Source organism: Planktothrix rubescens CCAP 1459/22, assembly GCA_904830895.1.
Classification (GTDB): Bacteria; Cyanobacteriota; Cyanobacteriia; order Cyanobacteriales; family Microcoleaceae; genus Planktothrix; species Planktothrix agardhii.
In genome coordinates, this window is record LR882958.1 from 3448525 (window position 1) to 3469251 (window position 20727).

20 protein-coding genes and 1 tRNA gene are annotated in these 20727 nt (G+C 38.2%); 7 read left to right on the forward strand and 14 right to left on the reverse strand.

Features of this window, described 5'->3' with window-relative positions:
* Nucleotides 1–108 precede the first annotated feature (108 nt).
* Nucleotides 109–873 carry a Uma2 family endonuclease gene (locus tag NMG86_RS16130; RefSeq protein ID WP_043938552.1) on the forward strand — a complete coding sequence of 255 codons (765 nt, stop codon included), beginning with the start codon at nt 109–111 and terminating at the stop codon, nt 871–873.
* A 6-nt stretch (nt 874–879) separates the two neighbouring features.
* Here NMG86_RS16130 and NMG86_RS16135 read toward each other — a convergent pair whose 3' ends face one another.
* The 3 genes from NMG86_RS16135 to NMG86_RS16145 form a co-directional block, all read right to left on the reverse strand.
* Complete coding sequence (locus tag NMG86_RS16135) at nt 880–1155, reverse strand: PIN domain-containing protein (RefSeq protein ID WP_052338752.1); 276 nt, start codon at nt 1153–1155, stop codon at nt 880–882.
* On the reverse strand, nt 1152–1397 hold the full coding sequence (locus tag NMG86_RS16140) for a UPF0175 family protein (RefSeq protein ID WP_026798065.1): 246 nt from the start codon (nt 1395–1397) through the stop codon (nt 1152–1154). The genes NMG86_RS16135 and NMG86_RS16140 overlap by 4 nt, the downstream gene beginning before the upstream one ends.
* Nucleotides 1398–1506: 109 nt before the next feature.
* On the reverse strand, nt 1507–1674 hold the full coding sequence (locus NMG86_RS16145) for a hypothetical protein (protein WP_158442103.1): 168 nt from the start codon (nt 1672–1674) through the stop codon (nt 1507–1509).
* 107 nt (nt 1675–1781) lie between these two features.
* Between NMG86_RS16145 and miaB the strand changes: the two genes are divergently transcribed.
* Together miaB and NMG86_RS16155 are read left to right on the forward strand one after the other, a co-directional pair.
* A complete protein-coding gene (gene miaB, locus NMG86_RS16150) occupies nt 1782–3140 on the forward strand; it encodes a tRNA (N6-isopentenyl adenosine(37)-C2)-methylthiotransferase MiaB (protein ID WP_026786102.1) in 1359 nt (452 codons plus the stop codon).
* Nucleotides 3137–3745 (forward strand): hypothetical protein, encoded by a 609-nt coding sequence (locus NMG86_RS16155; protein ID WP_052338753.1) that lies wholly within the window; start codon nt 3137–3139, stop codon nt 3743–3745. The genes miaB and NMG86_RS16155 overlap by 4 nt, the downstream gene beginning before the upstream one ends.
* 59 nt (nt 3746–3804) lie before the next feature.
* Here the strand turns inward: NMG86_RS16155 and NMG86_RS16160 are convergent, their stop codons facing one another.
* The 7 genes from NMG86_RS16160 to NMG86_RS16190 all read right to left on the reverse strand — a co-directional run bounded on the left by NMG86_RS16160 (nt 3805) and on the right by NMG86_RS16190 (nt 12528).
* Nucleotides 3805–5490, reverse strand: coding sequence for a serine/threonine-protein kinase (locus tag NMG86_RS16160; protein WP_237747629.1), 1686 nt, complete (start codon nt 5488–5490; stop codon nt 3805–3807).
* A 66-nt stretch (nt 5491–5556) separates the two neighbouring features.
* On the reverse strand, nt 5557–6327 hold the full coding sequence (locus NMG86_RS16165) for an HAD family hydrolase (protein ID WP_026786100.1): 771 nt from the start codon (nt 6325–6327) through the stop codon (nt 5557–5559).
* Between the two features lie 56 nt (nt 6328–6383).
* Nucleotides 6384–6473 (reverse strand) — tRNA-Ser (locus NMG86_RS16170).
* A gap of 48 nt (nt 6474–6521) precedes the next feature.
* Complete coding sequence (locus tag NMG86_RS16175) at nt 6522–8972, reverse strand: ComEC/Rec2 family competence protein (RefSeq protein WP_026798067.1); 2451 nt, start codon at nt 8970–8972, stop codon at nt 6522–6524.
* Between the two features lie 234 nt (nt 8973–9206).
* A complete protein-coding gene (locus NMG86_RS16180) occupies nt 9207–9683 on the reverse strand; it encodes a DUF4079 domain-containing protein (protein WP_026798068.1) in 477 nt (158 codons plus the stop codon).
* A gap of 69 nt (nt 9684–9752) precedes the next feature.
* Nucleotides 9753–11606 carry an ArnT family glycosyltransferase gene (locus tag NMG86_RS16185; protein ID WP_026798069.1) on the reverse strand — a complete coding sequence of 618 codons (1854 nt, stop codon included), beginning with the start codon at nt 11604–11606 and terminating at the stop codon, nt 9753–9755.
* Between the two features lie 355 nt (nt 11607–11961).
* Nucleotides 11962–12528, reverse strand: a complete 567-nt coding sequence (locus NMG86_RS16190) for a hypothetical protein (protein WP_026794732.1) — start codon at nt 12526–12528, stop codon at nt 11962–11964.
* Nucleotides 12529–12582: 54 nt separating this feature from the next.
* On the opposite strand from NMG86_RS16190, the gene NMG86_RS16195 reads away from it, so the two are divergent.
* From NMG86_RS16195 to NMG86_RS16210, 4 genes are all read left to right on the forward strand, one after another.
* A complete protein-coding gene (locus tag NMG86_RS16195) occupies nt 12583–12915 on the forward strand; it encodes a DUF565 domain-containing protein (RefSeq protein ID WP_026798070.1) in 333 nt (110 codons plus the stop codon).
* The gene (locus NMG86_RS16200) at nt 12915–13982 is read left to right on the forward strand and encodes a glycerate kinase (RefSeq protein ID WP_087882146.1); all 1068 of its coding nucleotides are present in this window, start codon (nt 12915–12917) and stop codon (nt 13980–13982) included. Before NMG86_RS16195 ends, NMG86_RS16200 begins: the two co-directional genes overlap by 1 nt.
* 243 nt (nt 13983–14225) lie before the next feature.
* On the forward strand, nt 14226–14744 hold the full coding sequence (locus NMG86_RS16205) for an ARC6/PARC6 family protein (RefSeq protein ID WP_026794736.1): 519 nt from the start codon (nt 14226–14228) through the stop codon (nt 14742–14744).
* Between the two features lie 46 nt (nt 14745–14790).
* On the forward strand, nt 14791–15300 hold the full coding sequence (locus NMG86_RS16210) for a DUF29 family protein (protein WP_026794737.1): 510 nt from the start codon (nt 14791–14793) through the stop codon (nt 15298–15300).
* Nucleotides 15301–15412: 112 nt separating this feature from the next.
* On the opposite strand, the gene pdhA is transcribed toward NMG86_RS16210, so the two are convergent.
* From pdhA to NMG86_RS16230, 4 genes are all read right to left on the reverse strand, one after another.
* On the reverse strand, nt 15413–16444 hold the full coding sequence (gene pdhA / locus NMG86_RS16215) for a pyruvate dehydrogenase (acetyl-transferring) E1 component subunit alpha (protein WP_026786093.1): 1032 nt from the start codon (nt 16442–16444) through the stop codon (nt 15413–15415).
* Between the two features lie 143 nt (nt 16445–16587).
* Complete coding sequence (locus NMG86_RS16220) at nt 16588–17772, reverse strand: GNAT family N-acetyltransferase (protein WP_026786092.1); 1185 nt, start codon at nt 17770–17772, stop codon at nt 16588–16590.
* A gap of 79 nt (nt 17773–17851) precedes the next feature.
* A complete protein-coding gene (locus NMG86_RS16225; protein WP_026786091.1) occupies nt 17852–18553 on the reverse strand; it encodes a RibD family protein in 702 nt (233 codons plus the stop codon).
* A 136-nt stretch (nt 18554–18689) separates the two neighbouring features.
* A complete protein-coding gene (locus NMG86_RS16230; protein WP_043936906.1) occupies nt 18690–20654 on the reverse strand; it encodes a tetratricopeptide repeat protein in 1965 nt (654 codons plus the stop codon).
* Nucleotides 20655–20727 lie beyond the last annotated feature (73 nt).

The window sequence follows — 20727 nt, forward strand, 5'->3', positions numbered from 1 at the left end:
ATTTAACTGTAGGGGTAATTCATGAATTACCCCTACATATAGGGTTACATCCCCAAATTTGCGTAATTCCTGTATATAATGGTCTATAAACAGATAGCATGAATTATTATGTCTGTCACACCGATTCAACCTCCGACGATTGATTTAACTGAAGTTATTACCGAGGATGATAGTCCTGTGGATAATTTTCTATCGGCAAAGTTACAGCGTTTATTAGTTGAATGTTTATATAGTTCTTGGCAAAGATTAGGAGAAAATTCAACATTTTTAGCTGATGCAAATGTAGGGATTTTTTATGCACTCCGTCATCCTCCCATTGTACCCGATGTATTTTTATCTTTAGATGTTGAAGTCCCGCCGGATTTTCGAGAAAAACGAAATCGGACTTATTTTATTTGGGAGTTTGGTAAACCGCCCGATGTGGTAATTGAAATTGTTTCTAATCAAGAAGGAAATGAACTCGGTAGTAAGTTAATTAATTATGCCAGGATGCGGGTAACATATTATGTTGTGTTTGACCCGTTACAACAATTGGGCGATATTTTATTACGAGTTTATGTTCTACGGGAGGGACACTATCAAATATTAGAAACAACAGTAATTGAAAATCAATCAATATTTTGGTTAGAACAAATTGGTTTAGGATTAACTATTTGGTCAGGAATATATGAAGAAAAACAGGATATTTGGTTACGGTGGTGTGATGATAAAGGGGTGATTATTCCCACCGGAAAAGAACGGGCTGAAAAGGAACATTTAAGGGCGGAAATTGCTGAACAATCTCGGCGGAATGCTATTCTTCGGTTACGAGAAATGGGGTTAACTAATGAACAAATTGCTGAAGCTTTGGGTTTAGAGATTGGAGAGATTTAACCTTATTCAAAGGATAGGGAAATAAAACAAGTCTTTTGTGAGTAGGTTACTCACCCGCAGCTTGCAAAATAGTTGTGTATAACTCGTGACTAACTCGAAAGTCCGCTTCATCAATGGTAATGTTTGAACTTCTACAGCACCAGGAACTAGATGTTTAACTCCTACCATTTCACTATAAACGGCTGTGGGAATGAGTACACGAGTATAAAGTTTTTCCAACAATTCTAATTGCCCAATTGCTGCTAAATTGGTAATAGGTGAAGTATCGCTAACAACAATCACAATAACTCCATTGATTGCAATGTTTTTATATCTGCTTCAAAATCCTCTACGTCATAGTTGATACACAAACCTCTTTTAGCAAGTTCATGTTGAAACTCAATCACAGTTAGCTTAGTCCAAGTCCGAGCTTTACCACTACTAATTTTTTCTTGCTGATATAGCAAAATAGCAATTTCTAACTTCAATTCATCCTCAGTCATCTTTGTGGCTCGGAGGATCTCATCAGGAATCAGAACACTCATTAGGGTTGTACCTAAAATGATTGATGGTATAATTTTAGTATAAGCGATGATATTGAATTTGTGATAAATTTTCCAAATTCAGCATCATTGCCAGTTTCGAGAATAATCTTTAAATATCTTTAGACACAGGGCGCCGTTTTCTAATTCCTTTGGTTAGAATAGCCAATAAAAATCCGACTAAAAATGATAATTCTAAAGCCGGATTTTGAGTCGTTAACAGGAAAGACCCAACAATTGAAATAGCAGCTACCGTGTAAACAATCTGTTTGGGTTTCATGGTTTTCAACCGTAAAGATCACAAAACTAGACAAAATGAATTATAATAAATGGCGTGGAAAGGCTAAATTTAACCTTTCTCAAGAGATAGGAGACTTCTAAAATTCGATGACTACAAATTCCCAACGTTATCATATTACAACTTTCGGCTGTCAGATGAACAAAGCTGACTCAGAACGCATGGCTGGCGTTTTAGAAGAAATGGGCTTTGATTTTACCGAAGATCCCAATGATGCTAATGTGATTCTGTATAATACTTGTACGATTCGAGATAATGCCGAACAAAAGGTTTATTCCTATTTAGGAAGACAGGCAAAACGCAAACAAAAAGAACCGAATTTAACCATTATTGTCGCCGGATGTGTTGCCCAACAGGAAGGAGAAACCTTACTGCGTCGGGTTCCTGAAATAGATTTAGTCATGGGGCCACAACACGCTAACCGTTTACAAGACCTATTAGAACAGGTATTTCAAGGCAATCAAATTGTTGCCACAGAACCCATAGAAATCATCGAAGATATTACTAAACCCCGTCGAGATAGTGAGGTAACAGCCTGGGTTAATGTAATTTATGGTTGTAATGAACGGTGTACTTATTGTGTGGTTCCCAATGTACGCGGGATTGAACAATCGCGCCGACCGGAAGCTATTCGGGAAGAAATCGAAGAATTAAGCCGTTTGGGGTATAAAGAAATCACCTTATTAGGGCAAAATATTGATGCCTACGGCCGCGATTTACCCGGTTCAAGTCCTGGCGGTCGGAATTTATATAATTTCACGGATTTATTATATTTTATTCATGATGTTCCTGGCATCGAACGGATTCGATTTGCCACCAGTCACCCCCGTTATTTTACAGAAAGATTGATTCGGGCTTGTGCGGAATTACCGAAAATTTGTGAACATTTTCATATCCCCTTTCAATCGGGAGATAATCAGCTTTTGAAGGCAATGGCGCGGGGCTATACTCAAGAAAAATATCGCCAAATTATTCATACCATTCGGGAATATATGCCCGATGCTTCTATTAGTGCGGATGCGATTGTGGGATTTCCAGGGGAAACCGATGAACAGTTTGAAAATACGATGAAATTAGTCGATGATATTGGCTTTGATTTATTAAATACAGCCGCCTATTCTCCCCGTCCTGGGACTCCGGCGGCGTTGTGGGAAAATCAACTCAGTGACGAGATAAAAGCCGATCGTTTACAACAGTTAAATCGCTTAGTTTCTGTGAAGGCGGCCGAACGTTCCCAGCGTTATTTAGGCAGAATTGAAGAAGTATTAGTCGAGGGAACAAATTCTAAAGATACTTCTCAAGTTATGGGACGCACAAGGGGAAATCGTTTAACCTTTTTCTCAGGAAATTTAGCGGAATTGAAAGGTCAACAGGTGAAAGTGAAAATAACCCAGGTAAGACCCTTTAGTTTAACTGGGGAACCTGTTGAGTTGTGTATACCTGTATGACCGCTAAAAATGATTTGAGATTGGTGATTTTATCCTTGGGTTTGGGGTTGGTATTAACGGGGATGGGCGTCCGGGCGATCGCCTGTCAAAATTCGTCGAATAGACCCCCCCAACCCCCCCTTACCAATGGGGGGCTAAGTTCTGACTCTAACTCTCTTAACAATGGGGGGCTAAGTTCTGACTCTCTTAACAATGGGGGGCTAAGTTCTGATTTTCCTCCCTTTACCAAGGGGGGGACACAGGGGGGGTCTATTCCCCAACCACAAGCAAATGGAGATTATCGGAGATCGCCCCATTCTTCCTGGAAAATAACCCAATCTAATCCTCAAGGAATTGATTGTCGGATGTTAGGAAATACCAATTATTCGCAATTAGAAAATCCTAGCAATAAAACCGAATTAAATATTGAAAATTGGCCTGTGGTGGGAAAACTTCCCGCAGGACAAGACTTTGAAATCAATTTAGGCCCGGCGGGGTTTGGTGTGGTTTACGATACGAAAAAACAACCTTGGATTTATGTTGAAAAAACCGATCAAAAAGCCGCACCTTCCCATTGTTTTGTGCGAGCTAATCGGCAGTTTGTACAACCGATTTCTGTTAATTAAATTATACAATTATACCATAAAAACCCGGTTTCTCAAAGAAACTGGGTTTTTATTCATTACTAATTAATTTTACAAGTTTCTAATTTTTCGGCTAAAATTTCTAGGTTTTTCCACCATTTTCCGGTGCTAACTATCCAATTGCGGGTGGGTAAATGTCCAGTGGGGGCGGATGTTTTATATTCGATGCCATAATCAGGATTATTGGGATTATAGGTTAACCATCCCACCTGCTGACAAAATTTTCCATAGTCTCCTTCCACTGTTTGATAAATTTGATTTTGGATACTAAATCCAAACCGACTATTACTATATTTTACCCAAAGATGATTAATGGTTTGTAGATCTTCACAGGGTAAATTGGCTAAATCCTGGGCGTATAAATAGGTTTTTTTAGATTTTTTTAGGGCTTGACAGAGGACAAACCAAGTTTCTTGATCCGCTTGTTTCCAACGTTTTTGAGCTAAGAGGGTTTGGAGTTGAGTATAATCGACTCCCACGGCGGATTTTAAAGGATCATTTAAGGGCTGATAGCCTAAGTTTTGTTTAATTCTCTCTAATAAATTAGGCGTTTTAGCTGGAGTTTGGACGACTTTTGCAGATGTTTTTTTAATCGGAATAACCGGTTTAACTGCTATATTTACAGGCGTTTCAGAAGATTGAATTGCTGTTAAGACTTCTTCGGCGGATTTATAACGTTGATTAATGGCGATCACAATTAATTTATTTAAAACGGTTTCTAAGCGATCGCTAATAATTTGTTGCGGGATTAAATAACTTCGCCAATTCCATTTTTCATCATGATCATCATATAATTTTCCAGGGGAAATTCCCGTGATTAAATATAAACAAGTTAGCCCTAAACTATATAAATCACTAGCGGGATAAACGGTTCCTCTCATTTGTTCAGGAGCCATAAATTCCGGTGTTCCGACAATAGTTCCACTGTGGAGTAAAGCGGTTCCTGTTAACAGTTTGGAAATCCCAAAATCTATTAAAACAATATCATTTTTATTAAAATCCGTGCTTGTTTGAAGGTCGGAATTTTCTGGGGATAAAATAGGATAAATAGTTGATTTGAGTTTAGCACTAATTTGAGCCTGTTCCTGATCTCTCATTGGAATAGTAGGCGGAATTTGGGTTAAATCTACAACCGTATCTAAGGAGTTTTCACCAGAGGAGGGGAGAGAACAACGCCGCATCAAATTAGCAGGTTTAATATCTCGATGAATAATATTTTGTTCATGAATAAATTGTAAAATAGGGAGAATTTGTTTTAAAACTTGCCAAATTTTTTGTTCTGTAAATAATCCATCTTGTTTTAATTCATCAAATAGGGTTTTTCCCTGAATATATTCTTGAATAATAAACAATTGTTTGTTTTGTTCAAAATGTGCTAATAGTTGAGGAATTTGAGGGTGTTTTCCCAATTGATCTAAACGGACTGCTTCCTGACGAAATAATTTAGCGGCGGTTTGATAATCCTGGGGGTTTTCATATTGCACAAAGAATTGTTTAATTACACAATGGGGATGGGAAGGAATTTGTTGATCAATTGCCAAAAATGTCCGACCAAAACCGCCTCTACTTAAAGGTTTTATGGCGAGATAACGGTTTTGAAGTAATAGAAATTGACCACAACCTTGACAATATTCGGCTGAGTTGAGATTTTCTGGATGAGAACATCCTACGGTCATACAATAACTCATCGCAGGTGAGGGAATATATTGTTGAGTCGATAATAACACAACTGTGAGTGTTGTTGCGCTTAAGCGCACTCTTACAAGAGGTCTTAGCAACAACAACAAACACCATTATAAATTAAAAACTTTCGCAATTTGACAAAATCCTTCAACTTCTAAACCTGCGGTAATATAACGGGGTTTATGGGTTAATTGATCCCTATATTCTAAGAGATTAGCAACTCCAATAGACTGAGGAAATAACTCAGAATTAAATAGAGTTTGATCATTAGGACTATCTCCAATGGTAAGAATTTGTTCCGGGGTTAAGTCTGACCAATATTGCTGAATAACCTTTAATAATCCCGTGGCTTTGTCTTGGTTTTTAGGTTTAATATGACCTTGAACAGTGCTATAGGTAAATCCCCAACCCAATTCTGCACAGAGTTCTGTTAATTGTTGAATTTCTGATAAACTAATATTTTGAATATCAAATGTCCAATCCGTAAACCGAAAAGGATTATCGGTGGAAGCCTGAAGATGGGGATATTGAACTTGGAGAATTTGAAACGCCGTGGCTAAATTTTGCCGATGTTGGGATAGGGAATTTAAAGAGATTAAAAATTGTGGCTGATCAGACTCCAAGGGATAATATAAACCGCCATTCTCGGCGATCGCACCTGTCACCGGAAGATAATTTTTTAAGGCTTGTACCCATCCCGCCGACCGTCCTGTAATTAAAATTACCGGAATTTTAGCCTGTTTTAATGCAAACAAAGCCTGGAATAAATCCGAGGTAAATTTTCCGTTTTGGGTTAAAGTTCCATCAATATCCGTTGCAATTAAACGAATATTATCGAGTGCATTGGCTTCTATGGCTTCGCTCAATGGCATTAAGGACATGGACACAACCCCCCTATCAATGATTCAAGTATTTTAATGATCGGGGGCGGAAAAAACGGAGAGGGTGGGATTCGAACCCACGAGGAACCGTAAAGCCCCTAACACATTTCGAGTGTGTCGCATTCGACCAACTCTGCCACCTCTCCAAGTTAGAAATGATCTATATCTAATTCTAAACCACTTTTTGAATTATATCAGAGAAGGGAACCATCTGTTTGATCAAAATCTAAAGTTGTTTCAAAACCCTGGGTCGGCGTCCATCTCAAAGCCCCATCTCGACCCGTCCAGAAGATTTGAGTTTGCTGTTGATTTAGGGTTTCTACGGTTTTCGGATCAATAGAATTGGAAGATGCGATCGCAATTTTAGGCCTTAATACGGATAAAAGTTCCGGGGTTAAGGATTCTCCCGACCACCATAATACCTGAGTTGACCTGACCTTTTGAATTAACTGTTGTTGTTCAGAAATGGAAGTTTCTCCCAGTAATGTCCAAAGATTTTGACCAATTTTAAATTGAATAACTGGAGGTTGAGCACTTAATAATTCCAGTTCTACAGAACCTAACAGAATCGGTTGACCAACTGTTAAGGAAACATAATTTCCTTTTTGTTCGGCTAAGGCTTTTAGAATAATTTCATTAGTGGCTTGATAGTTTTTTTTCGGAGTAGGATTATCATAAAAAGTTTGAATCGGAATATTTTCTAAAATCAACGGCCAACCAATACTTAAACCCAGTTGGGAATGGGTAGCTACGGCGTTATTAATAGCATTAATCCCTTGGGCATTTAAAAAGGGTAAAATTGCAAATTTAGCGGTGTTCTGACTCCCACTATTGATTAAGGTAACTTGTCCTTTTTCTTCAATCACTAAAATCGGTTCTTGAGGAGTATTGAGAAGGTTGGCTTGAAACCCTAGGGTTTTAGTATACCAACTGGGGATAATCACAATCAATAGGGCTAAGGTGACGGCAAAGAGAACAGGAATAAATTGGGTTTTTGATCGGGAAAATTTGGGGTTTGATGCCGGATTAATCCAGGTAAAATAAACCCAAATTATCACAATTAAACTATAGAGAGTTATTAATTGAATCAGGGAAATACTCCCAACTGCAATCGAATTTCCTGGCAGTTGACTAAAATATTTGGCGATTTCAATTAAACCTAAAATTGGATAATAGAGAAATTGGGCGATCGCACTTCCCAAACTGGGTACTAATAAGGCGGATAAAGCACTCGCCATCCCTCCCAATGTAATAATAGAAATCAGGGGAGATGCGATAATATTAACCAGAATACTATAGGGAGATAATACTTTAAAAAAATAGAGTTGCAAAGGTAATGTCCAGATTAGTGCTGATAAAGGAACAGCAATTAAAGATGCGAAGAAAGGGGGCATCCAATTTAATCTTTCCATTAAGGCAGGAACCGTAACCATTAATCCTAAAGTTGCTAAAAAACTGAGTTGAAATCCAATATCAAAAATCCAAGTTGGATTAGCAATTAATAATAAGATAGCAACAATTAATAATACGTTTAAAGGTTTAGTTTGCCGTTGGCTTAACAGAGCAATTAATACCGCCAAACCCATTAATGTTGCTCGTAATACCGAAGGAGAAATCCCTGTTAATCCCAAATAAATCAGTAAGGTTAATAATCCCAAACTAAATCTTATCCTGGGAGAAAACTTTTGAGTAATCGCTAAAATAACTCCCAATAAAAATGATACTTGAAATCCTGAAGCTGCTAAAATATGAGCCAGTCCAACTTGAACAAAAATATCTCTAATATCGTAGGGTAAATCAACAGCTAAACGTCCTAAGACCATCGCGCTTAATAGGGAACCTTTGGGAACTCCTAATAATTGAGCTTGAGCGCGGGTAATCCGTTGGCGAATTTTCCATAGTCCCCAAGGAGGGGGTTGACTATCATCATGACTAATATAACGTCCTCGAAGTCCGGTAAATGATCCCTGTTGAGCGAGATAGTTTTGAAAATCAAATCCCCCCGGGTTAGAAGGGGGTTGAGGTTTGTATAAACTTCCGGTAATGGCAATACTTTCCCCCGGATATAATCCCGTAGCTTTTAATAGGGGAACAGTCACATAAACCAAACCACTAACATCTTTACTAACGGCAATGGTCGTATTATTATTAGTAATTTCATTAACTTGATTCACCTCTAGCCAAAATTGTCCCCGTCCTGAACGAGTTAACCGAGGAATACTGCTAACTTCTCCCCGAACCGTAATTAATAAATCTTGGCTATTTCCACTATTAATAATTAACTGACTAATATCATTTGTCGCGGGTTGAGGCGTTCTGATTTGTAAATAAACACTGGCTAAAAAAGCAATAATTCCGGCTAATAACCACACCCAAAAGGGAATTTTAGGACGGGGAATTTTAGGGATTTTATCTACAAATTCAATCGGATCAGTTAGGGCATCTTTGCGGGTTTGTTTTTGCCGAGTAAATTGTTTAATTCGAGCTTGACGGGATTGTTTTTGTTGATAAACTTGTTTTAGGGCGGTGGCTATTGCCAATATAATTCCTAAACCTAATATTGCATAATTTCCCCCAGGAATTACACCCACTAGCAAACCTAAGAGATAAGCAAAAGCCAGAATTAAAATCACCGTCTGATTCATGATATAGCAGGGAACAGGGAACAGGGAACAGGGAACAGGGAACAGGGAACAGGGAACAGCCCCCCCTAGCCCCCCGTGCACGGGGGGCTAGGGGGGGAGGGAACACCGGGGGAAAATACTTCACTGTCTGGGTTACAAGATCCGTCTGGTGTCCTAACTGCCTTGGCGGTTGCTATATGACAAAATAGGGATCAGGGGGAGTTTCTTGGTTTCAATAGCCAACCGTCAACAATATTAGATAGACAATCCTAACTTTAAACCTAAAAAGGTATGGACTAACATTAATCCTAAGATAACGGTTCCAATATAAGCATGGGTCGCCCTAAAACCAGAGTTATCTTTGTTAAATCCGGTAAAAGCAATCAGACTATTAGTTAATAACAATCCTAATAATATTGTTCCTGTCCAGAAGTGGGGACTTTCTAAAATGGGTTCTTTTTGCATTACTAAAGATAATAAACCTCCCGTGTAGCCTAATGCCAAAAACAAAAACATTAAAGGGGCGAGTTTTCGGTGGTCAGCACGATTTTTTAAGGCGACTTCCTTATCTGCTGCGAGACGCCCGCGCCATCCCGTCCAACCCACATAACTCCCCATCGTAAAAATAACAGTTCCCATCATCACCGGATGTCCCCAATGGGTGATAGGTTCGGGAATACCTAAACCCCGAAATAGATTAGCAATGGGTTCTAAAAGTTCAACTAAACTCATATTTTTTGTTCAAAAGCCGATTAGATTTCCATAGTTTAGTTTAGGACAATTAGGTACCGAATTGCTAGATTACGTTTTATGAACCCGAATGAGTTGATAAGCACCCGCTTGATCCATAATTTGATATTGATCGGGTTTTAATCCTAGATCAATTAATTCTTGGGGATGTGCCAAAATTAAAAGGGTTTGGGGAGGAGATTTTTGCACCAATGGAGTTTGAATATAGGCGATCGCATCCCGGGGGTCAGGACGGTATTGCACTCGATGTTGAGTATAAAAAACTAAACTGGGTTTTTTGAAACCAATCATAATTAATTCTTCCCCTAATTTTCGCTGTTGTACGACGGTTTGGGCTAGGTGTCGTAAGGGTTCTTGTCGATGTTGATCGAGTAAACTATAGGTGGGAGTTACCGCCACAATAAAAAAAACAATAAATCCCAAAATATTAACTATAAAAATAGATGAAATTCGACCTTTCCACCAACTTAGGACTATTCCTAATGTTGTGATCACCCAAATCAAAGCCGATATATTTGGAATCCCAGAGGCTTGTAAATCCCCTCTAAAATCCGGCATATCTGCATCATATCCAATTAAATTTTTACTAAAATAACTGCCAATAGATGCCAAAAAAACAAATAAAATATTAATAAAAATTGCAATATTTAGGGAATTAAATTTATTTTTTTGAAAGCTATTTTTAGAGATGATATTATTCCAAAATAAAGATACTAATAAAACTGAGGCAGGAATCAGGGGCAAAATATAACTGGGAAGCTTAGTAACCGCTAGGGTGAAAAATATAAAAATTCCGCCAAACCAAAAAACAGCAAATAATTGGAGTTGTTTAATTCGAGTTTGATGTTGCCAATAGCGACGTTTCCAGAATTTTGTTGAAGCGATCGCCGGAGGTAAATACACAGAAAATGGTGCAAATCCGACTAAAACTACAATAAAATAGAAATACCAAGGAGCAGAATGGTGATTCACAACCGTTGTAAATCGTTGAAAATTATGATAACCAAAAAAAGAGTTAATATAGTTTTGACCATTAACTAAAATTACTAAAACATACCAAGAAATTGTAATTACTAAAAAAATTAAACTTCCCTTTAATAAATCCATTTCTTTTAAAACTTTGCGCCCTTCTCCCAAATAAATTAAAAATGAACCAATAATTAAAATCGGTAAAACAATCCCCACCGGGCCTTTGGTTAAAACAGCTAAAGCGGTTAAAATATAAAAAGCCAAATACCAAATTTTATAAGAATTAAAACCTGGAGGTAAATCTTGCCCTTCCTGTAATTCTGACTTTGCATATCCCAGAAAAAAAGCTAATAACGCCGAACCCAAACACCCGGTTAATAACATATCCGAAACCCCAATTCTTGCCCAAGCCAGAATCCCCGGATTAAATGCGATTAATAAAGCCCCCATCCAAGGTAAAGGATGTAAAATAATCTTTCTAAAACCTGGTTGAACCAATGGAGAAATAAAATCTTGTTTTTGATTATCTTTTATAGTATAAAATTGGATTTGTTGGACGTAATAACTTAAAGTATAAAATCCTAAACAAACAATAATAAAACCAGAAAATGCCGAAGGAAAACGGACTCCCCATTCATTTACCCCAACTATCTGATAGGAAATTGCCATTAACCAATAAATTAATGGGGGTTTATCGAAACGGGTTTCTTCATTAAAATAGGGAGTAATCCAATCCCCAGTGACTAAAATTTGACGGGAGGCTTCCGCAAATAGAGGTTCTGTTTCATCCACTAAACCAGAAGTTCCTAAATTCCAAAAAAAAGCCAGAAAACCGATTAAACCTAAACCTAAAATAAAAACTAGCCAAGGGAACCCAGGTGTTTTGAGTAGAGGTAAAAAAAAGCTGGGAATTTTTCGATTTGAACTTGATTTCATTGGCTAAAAATGCAGATATTAACGATTGAGATATTGACAGTTTACTGTTAATGTGTTAGATCACTAACACCTAATTCAATATATCAATTAGTTATTATCGTACATGGGAGTAAGAATACCCACATCATTAGGAAGATTGCTGCCTGAGTCAATTCGATCCCACAAAAAAAATAAAAATACAAAATTTGTGGTAATATGAACTTGGTCACTGACCCACCGACTGTTTCGGAACAGACAGGCTAAACACAACAGAAGTAGGCTTTTTGCCTTGCCGCAGATAGAACGGAGTTCGGGAAGGAGATGGATCACTGGTACAAAAACGAATCCACATTTATCTCCACAATTATTGATTTCTTCATGGGGTCGGTTTAATCACCAATTCCCATTCCTGGTCTTGAGGATTCCAAGCCGGAAGGGAAGTTTCCCCGACAATATACGGCCCCCAGTAATAGCGAGAACCATCAGGAGCAAAAACCACCAGAATATCACCGGATTTGAGGATTAAATCTTCTTGGGGAAGGGATAAAATCAGACCCTCCCTACTGCCCTCGGCGGGGGCAAAATCCCAGTGAACAGGTTCGGTGATATTCGGGGCTGAACGACTGAGTAAGGCCACACGCACCGGATGTTCCGTCAGGTTACTGACTCGAAATGACCCTCGGCGATAGTTTGTGGACAGTGGAGGCAAAGACGGGGGAATCATCCCAGATTTCAAGGGAAGACTAATATTCGGGGGGGATGGTTGCGGAATAGAGATTTTAGGAAAAGTTGTAGACAGGGAACTATGGGCAGATAAGACCATCTGTTCGGCGGGTTTTCGCTCCGTTTGGACACAATAGCGAAACAGAAATTGCCTTAAACTAATTAAAGTTAATAAAATTATTCCAGTAATTAGAAAGGCTGGATAAAGTTTATCTTTCATAATCTTTTGCTTTAAATTAGATCATTAATCCCACTAAAATTCACACTCTGTTTTATGCAAAATACCCGTCTGAATCGACTTGTCAATGTAATTAATGCCCAGGTAGGGCGATTGTTAATGAATCCTTGGCGACGGATTTCGCTGCTAATTATTAGTCTACTGTTTGGGATATTCCTAGCCCTGGGTATTTCCACGATAACCGGACAAAGGGGGCGTTTAGATGTGACGGTGGCTTTAGTAATATCTATCTTTGTCGAAGGGGTTAACTGGTTAGTTTACAATCGTTCTCCTCGTTTACGACAATCTTTTTGGGTAGAAAACCTAAATGCCCTCAAAATTGGTTTGAGTTATGGGTTATTTTTGTTAGCCTCAATGGTAGGTTCATAATGGAAATTTATTGCATAGAATTAGAATTATCTATGATTGAAATTCTCCAGGCTTGGAGGAATGGAAAAAAACCAGATTCCTCAGATTTAGCAGTTTTAGAAAAATGGGAACTGTCTGATCATCAACGTTCAACTGCCTTTGGAATTACACCGGAAAATGTTATGGTGAACATAGAAGCCCGATCCCGTCTATTCTGTCAACTTCAACAGAAAAAGATTGAGTTTCCTCTGTTATTTGAACAGCTAGAAACTCTATGGAAATTTTGGCTACCTTTAGCGACCCAACTAGCTGAACATCGTCAACGCTTGGGTCGTCCTCTGGTTCAAGGAATATTAGGAGGGCAAGGCACAGGAAAAACAACTCTAGGGAAAGTCTTAACTTATATTTTGTCTCTGTTCCACTATGACACACTTAGCTTGTCCTTAGATGATCTCTATAAAACTTATTCGGAACGTCAACAATTACAAAAAGCTGATCCGCGTTTAATTTGGCGAGGGCCACCCGGAACCCACGATCTTGAATTAGGAATCCAGGTTTTAGATCAATTGCGTCAACCTTTGCCAGATCAAACCATTGCCATTCCTCGGTTTGATAAGTCATTATGGCAGGGGGCAGGCGATCGCATTTCACCGGAATTCGTGACCGGAATTGATATTATTTTATTTGAAGGTTGGTTTGTAGGCTGTAGACCAATTAACCCCCAACTGTTTGATTCTGCCCCAGTTCCGATTATTACTCCCTCGGATAAAAAATTTGCTAGGGACATGAATAAACAGTTAAATGGGTATATTCATTTATGGGAAAAATTAGATCGGTTGCTAATTTTAAATCCTGTAGATTATCGCCTATCAAAACAGTGGCGAATCCAAGCCGAACATGATATGATTAAAACAGGAAAATCGGGAATGACTGATGTAGAAATTAGTCAATTTGTTGATTATTTCTGGAAAGCCTTACATCCCGAATTGTTTATAAACTCCTTGATGGAAAATCCCGAATTTGTTGATTTAATTATAGAGATTAATCCCGATCATTCTATCGGGAATGTTTATCAGGTTAATCTATGATTACCTCCGAGATTAGATCCTCCTAAATCTCCCTTTCCAATGAGGATTACGCAGATTATAGCAACCGCCAAGGCAGTTAAGACACCAGACGGTAAAGTGTTTTCCCCCGGTGTTCCCTCCCCCCCTAGCCCCCCGTGCACGGGGGGTTTGGGGGGGCTGTTCCGGTGTTCCCTGCTATAACACAAATTAAAATCCGTGAAATCCGTGAAATCCTCTTAAATCCGTGATCCCTATTTACCTATTATGAAAACAACTCTATTAACATTAACTCTGATTTTCTCCTTTGGCATTAGTCAAATAGTTGAAGCCCAAACCCCAATCAAAAATCAACCAGTGGGTTTACAAAATTCTCTTATTGTGAATCAAATAACTCAAAATACCGAAACAATAACCATTGGAAAAGCCGCCGATTTAATCACTCAATGGTTAAATGCCAAATCCAAAATTTTCGCCTCTCCCTTTGACCGGGCACTCCTCGGAGATTTAACTACGGGTGTATTATATGCTGATAGCTTAAAAGGAATTAATTTTTTACAGGAAAATAATGCTTATTATCAATATGGAGTCCAGAAAATTGAATCTATAGAACGATTTGCAGCATCGGGAAATAAAGCTACCATAGAAGTTAAAGTTACCGAAGATACGACTTTATACAAAAATGGAAAAATTATTGAAAGTAGCTTTAATACCAAATTAGTGCGTTATAATTTAGAATATTGGGATGGAATTTGGAAAATTGCTAACTCTCAAGTTATGAGTTAAAGGTTTTAAGAATTAAAAATAGCGATCGCATTTGCAGAAATTCACTATGGTACAAGAACTGATTGATTTAAGAACTTGCATCGAAGAACAACGCTATGACCAAGCGTTAATGATTATTGATGAATTGGAAGGAATGGGAAAACAAGCTATTTTACGCAATATTCAGTCTTATTTACTTAGACTGTTGATTCATTTAATTAAAAATCAAATTGAAGAAAGGTTAACAAATTCTTGGGCAGCTTCTATCCGAGGTTCTATTCGAGAAATCCAAAAACTTAATCTTAAAGACAATAAAAAATCCTATTATATTCAACAAGATGAATGGCAAACTTGGTTAGAAGATAGCTTGGAAGATGCCATTCGAGATGCCAGTGTTGAAGTCATGAATGGAACCTATACCCCGTTTAAATTATCAGAAATAGTAGAACGAGATTCAATTTTAATGAGGGCTCAAATCTTACTCGATTTAACCTATCGTTATCCGGCTAAAGAATTAGCTGCTCAAGTTGATCAAACCTTAATAGAATTACCCGGAGGAAATGCTTGGAAAGATTAATAATCTGATAAAAAAGGCGGGTTTAGTACAATCAATAATTGCCATTATAAACTTTTTTGAACCCGCCCCTATAGAAATAATATGCCGTTTTAATGTCTCAATTTAAAGTTTATTAATCATCGGCATAAATATAACGGTATAACTCTTTCGGATCAGGTTCCGGGCTACTTTGGGCAAATTCTACCGCATCATCAATAATGGCTTGAACTTGCTGATCAATAGCTTTCAATTCCTCATGGGTTGCCAAATTATGTTCGGTTAAATGAGCCGCAAATTTTTTAATCGGATCACGAGCAAACCAAAATTCCTTCTCATCTTTATCGCGTAATTCATCGGGATCGGCCAAAGAATGTCCCCGGAAACGATAGGTTAAAGCTTCAACTAAAGTTGGGCCTTCACCCGCCCGGGCGCGAGCAACGGCCTTTTTAGCCACTTCCCTAACCGCCAAAACATCCATCCCATCCACTTCATAACCAGGCATTCCAAAAGCCGGGCCTTTTTTGTAGATTTCCGGGTCAGAAGTTGCCCGGTCATGGGCCATTCCGATCGCCCATTTATTATTTTCCACCACATAAATAATCGGCAGATTCCATAATGCCGCCATATTCAAACATTCATAGAATTGGCCGTTATTACAAGCCCCATCCCCAAAGAAACACATAGTTACCTGATCCGCATTCGGATCATTCATCGCTTCCCTGCGGTATTTGGTTTGAAAAGCCGCCCCTGTAGCCACCGGAATTCCTTCAGCAACAAAGGCAAACCCCCCTAATAAATTATGGGCCGAGGAGAATAGGTGCATCGAGCCGCCCCGACCCTTAGAACAACCTGTGGCCTTACCAAATAATTCCGCCATAACTTCCCGGGGTGTAACCCCCGCACTCAAAGCATGAACGTGATCCCGATAGGTACTACAAACATAATCCTCATCCCGACGACCCGCCCGGATCATCCCCGTAGCCACGGCTTCTTGACCGTTGTACAGGTGGACAAAACCGAACATTTTGCCCCGATAATACATCTCGGCACATTTATCTTCAAATAGCCGCCCCAGCACCATATCCTCATACAGCATTAACCCTTCATCGCGGGTTACAGCATTTGCATCCGCCTTAAACGTCGGTAACGTGCGTTCCTGTACCATTTTTTCCAATTACCTTTACCAATTTGAGATTCTATTTTACAGGTTGGGGGCGGGTTTATTAAAATTTCTGCTAATTAACAAATATTGACCCGAACCCGCCCCTACGGTCTGGGTAATATTAAGATAATTAGGGGGATTTAGAATCAATCTGATTGATCATTACTAAAAGGCAAATCCTGATTAACATGATCAATTTCCTGTTGTTCCATTTCGTTAATTCGTCCGATATAAGACTTTAAAATCTGAGCTAAACGTTGATCATAGAATCTATGTAAACTATAATTTGGTGTGGCGGGAAAACCGCGACGTTTTTTATGACGACCTCCCGCACCCGGATCAAACAGAGAAATTTTGTTTTCAATTGCCCATTCAATTGGAGAATAATAACAGGCATCAAAATGTAAACAATCAATATCTTGAACACTTCCCCAATAGCGACCATATAAACGATCGCCTTTAGTTAAACAAAACGACATTCCCATTGGTTGATGTTGGGTAGTATCATCAAAAGCCGCGACAAAGACCACCCGATGCCGATAATTATGATGCAATTGTTCAAAAAATCTGCGGGTTAAATATTTACTTCCCCACCAACCAAACTTATCACAGGTACTAGCATAAAATTGATACATTTCCAAAAAAAACGCTTTCGGAATTTGATCTCCCGTGTGAGTTTGTAGTTGTAATCCCGCTTGAGTAACTGCTTTACGTTCCCGCTTAATATTCCGCCTCTGATTAGCATTAAAACCTTTTAAATAATCATCAAAACTTTCATATTCTTGATTTTTCCAAATATAACTATGGTGTAACCAAGAAGCAAACCCAAACTTTTCTAACATCGGTTTCCATTCGGGATCAACATAGAGAAAATTACAGCCAGAAATTTTATTTTCAATACAAAATTGATCAATTGAATGCACCATTAACCCCGTAATTTCTTCTTCATCTTCTCCGGGTGCAATCATAAATCTATAGCCTTCGGCTGGAGTAAAAGGCGACATTCCTAATAGTTTAGGATAATATTCAATGCCTAATTGATGGGCAACATCCGCCCATTGATTATCAAAAACAAATTCCCCGCGACTATGCCCTTTAAGATATAAAGGTGCAATTCCTACTAACTGTTGATCCCGCCATACGGTTAAATGATGGGGTAACCAACCCGTGCGTCCAGTAGCACTTCCCGATGATTCAATGTTATGCAACCAATCCCACTCAAAAAAGGGCGTAATTAAAGGTTGGGCTAGGTTATCCCAGGCTGTTTGAGGGACTTCAGCAACCGTATTAATCCAACGGGTCGAATAGGAGGAGGTTAAGGGTTTTACCATATTATTTCAAAAATGATGATAGACGCATTCTTCAATATTTAGGGTAATCTAATTTTTACAAAAATGGGAAATAACATAATTATTCGCCAGTTAATACTTGATAATGTAAAAATACTTCTTGTCCAATGGTTTTTACCTCCAATAATTGCAAACGCGGGGCGACGGCGGATAAAAAGCCCTCTCCATCGGCGGGGCTGGGAGAATTTCTACCACTTAAAATTAAGGGACAAATGGTTAACCAGAATTGATCAATCAGGTTTTGTTTTAAAAGGGAAGCAACCAGTTGACCACCTCCTAATATTCCTAACTTATTTAAGCCTAATTTTTGGAATTGTTCAAAAGCCATACTCCAGTTAATTTGATGATTATTATGATCAGCAATAATTATATTTTCAAACCCTTCTGTATTATTCCATAATTGTTTACCCTGATTTGTGGTTAGCAACCAATGGGGAACAGATTGTTGAAAAAAACGTAAATTCGGATTAATCTTTCCTGAAGCAGACACCACAATTTGTATGGGTTGAGGGGGTTTTCCGTGCCGTTTTCGGTATTTTAATAATTCAGGATCAGTAATTTTGATAGTAGTTTGATAGGCGTTTAATGTTCCCGCACCGAATAAAACCCCGTCCATTTGTGCCACTTGTTTTTCTAAATGTAGTTTATCTTGTTCTGAACCAAAACGGGCGGGCGATCGCATTTGATCAGAAATTTTACCATCCGCACTCATCGCTAAAATTACCGTAGTTTGAGGTCGGTTAACACCGGGTTGAGGAGTCATAAATTAAATTCGCAACAAGCACCAATAATACACCCACAGTAAGCATTACTTAAGTGTTTACAACTTCTTGATATTCTTTGTGTCTTAGTGTCTTTGTGGTTAAATTAGGTTTTAAAATCCTTAACAGTTTAGCTAATTAACTAACCAGATGATTTTTAGCATTTCTCAATTCTTTTTGAATAGAAATCGCTTTTCCTAAAGAAGAAATTGCTTCAGGATATTGTTTTAACTTAGACAATAAAGAACCTCTATAACGCCAGGTTTGCGCATCATCAGACTGACAGGAAAGAGCCGCATCATAGGACGCTAAAGCTTCAGGATATTGTTCTAATTTTTCTAAACATACCCCTTTAGATCGCCATGCTTCTGATGAATCGGGTTTTAAATTAATCGCTTGTTCATAAAGGGCGATCGCTTCTGAATATTTTTGTAGTTTAACTAAAATTTCTCCACATTCAAAACAAGTTTCATAACTATCAGGTTTAATTTCTATGGCTTTTTTATAGGAATTTAATGCCTCTTGATTTTGGTTTAATTTCCCTAAAGTATTTCCTTGAATTTTGAATAATTCAAAATTATTAGGATTTAAACTCAATGCTTTTTCCAAGGATTTTAATGCTTCTTCATGGCGTTGTAAAGCTAATAAAGCATTGGCTTGATTTAACCATAATTCTGATTTATTGGGATTAAGTTTGATCGCTTGTTCGTAGGATGCGATCGCTTCTTCATACCGTTGTAATTTTGCTAAAACATTGCCTCTATTATGCAGAGTTTCATATTTATCGGGAGCAATTTCTAAGGCTTTATTATAGGATTCTAAGGCTTCATTAAACCGTTTGAATTTTCTCAATAATGCCCCACGATTGTGCCAAGATTCATAATCATTAGGTTTAATTTTAATAGCTTGGTTATAGGATTCAATTGCTTCTGCATACCGTTGTAACCGCACTAAAATATTGCCTCGATTATACCAAATTTCATATTTTTGCGGTTGTAAACTCAGACATTGATCATAAGTTAATAACGCCTCTTGATACCGTTGTAATTTAACTAAAACGCCCGCTTTTTTATACCAGGCTTGATCTAAATTAGCATTGGCTTCAATTGCCTTTTCTAAATATTTTAAAGCCGGGTCTAACTGACCTTCTATAATTAAAGATTCTGCTTTTTTTAAGTAATCATCAGCAATCATTAACTCGGAAACTGGCTGGGATTTAACAGCCATGGATATCGGAGAAATTACTAATTTTTCTGGATCGGAAAATTTTGATAACCCATTCAAAGAGACTAATTTTTTATCGGGTAATTCGGGGATATTTTTGGGAATTTCTAAGGTTTGTTCCTTTAATTCTTTTAAAGACTGCTCTTTAATCTCTTGTACTTCAGAAATCATGGCTTGTAACCGGAATACAAATTGAGATTTAAGGGTTTCTACTTGTTCAATAGAAGACTGAGAAAGTTTAGCTTCTCGGCTTAAAAAATCAAGAGATTCCTGGGCGGTTCCCATTTGTACCTCTAATTCTTTAATTAACTGTTGATAACGCTGTTTAGAGGCTTTTAATTGTGCCTCTAAATTATCAATTCGGTTCAACTGCTTTTGCGCTTGAGTCACAATCTCTTTAACTATCAAACGACGCACTAACCAAAAGAATAAAATTGTTACACTGGGGATTAATGTGGCGACAATTAATAAGGTATTTAATAAAGTAATTGTCTGACTAAATTCATAATTTAATGCAGAAGCTGGGCTAATTTGGGCGACGGAAATGGGGGTTGTAATTTTGCTTTGGGCTTCACCCTGAACAATTTTAACTAATTTCGCTAACCAAGTTTGATCCAGAACATTAGTCATTGATAATGATGCCAGTTCTGTTGAGGAATATTCCGCATCGCTAAAAGATGGACTACCGATCATTTCCGGCATACTGACTGCTAAACTAGGAGCTAATGCAATCATCTCAACCGCATCAGCCGACCGACCCGCCTCGGAAGCATTGGGTAGAGGATTTGGAGATTGTTCAGGAATAGAACTCGCTTCAACACAGGAGTCCTGAGCAACAAGGGCTGCTAAGGTTAAAAGGGTAACTGTCGATAACCGCATAAGTGTCAATTCGTTTAGGGGGAGTGCTGTTCCATCTTACGAATTGACACCGCTTGATCAGGATTTTGCAGCA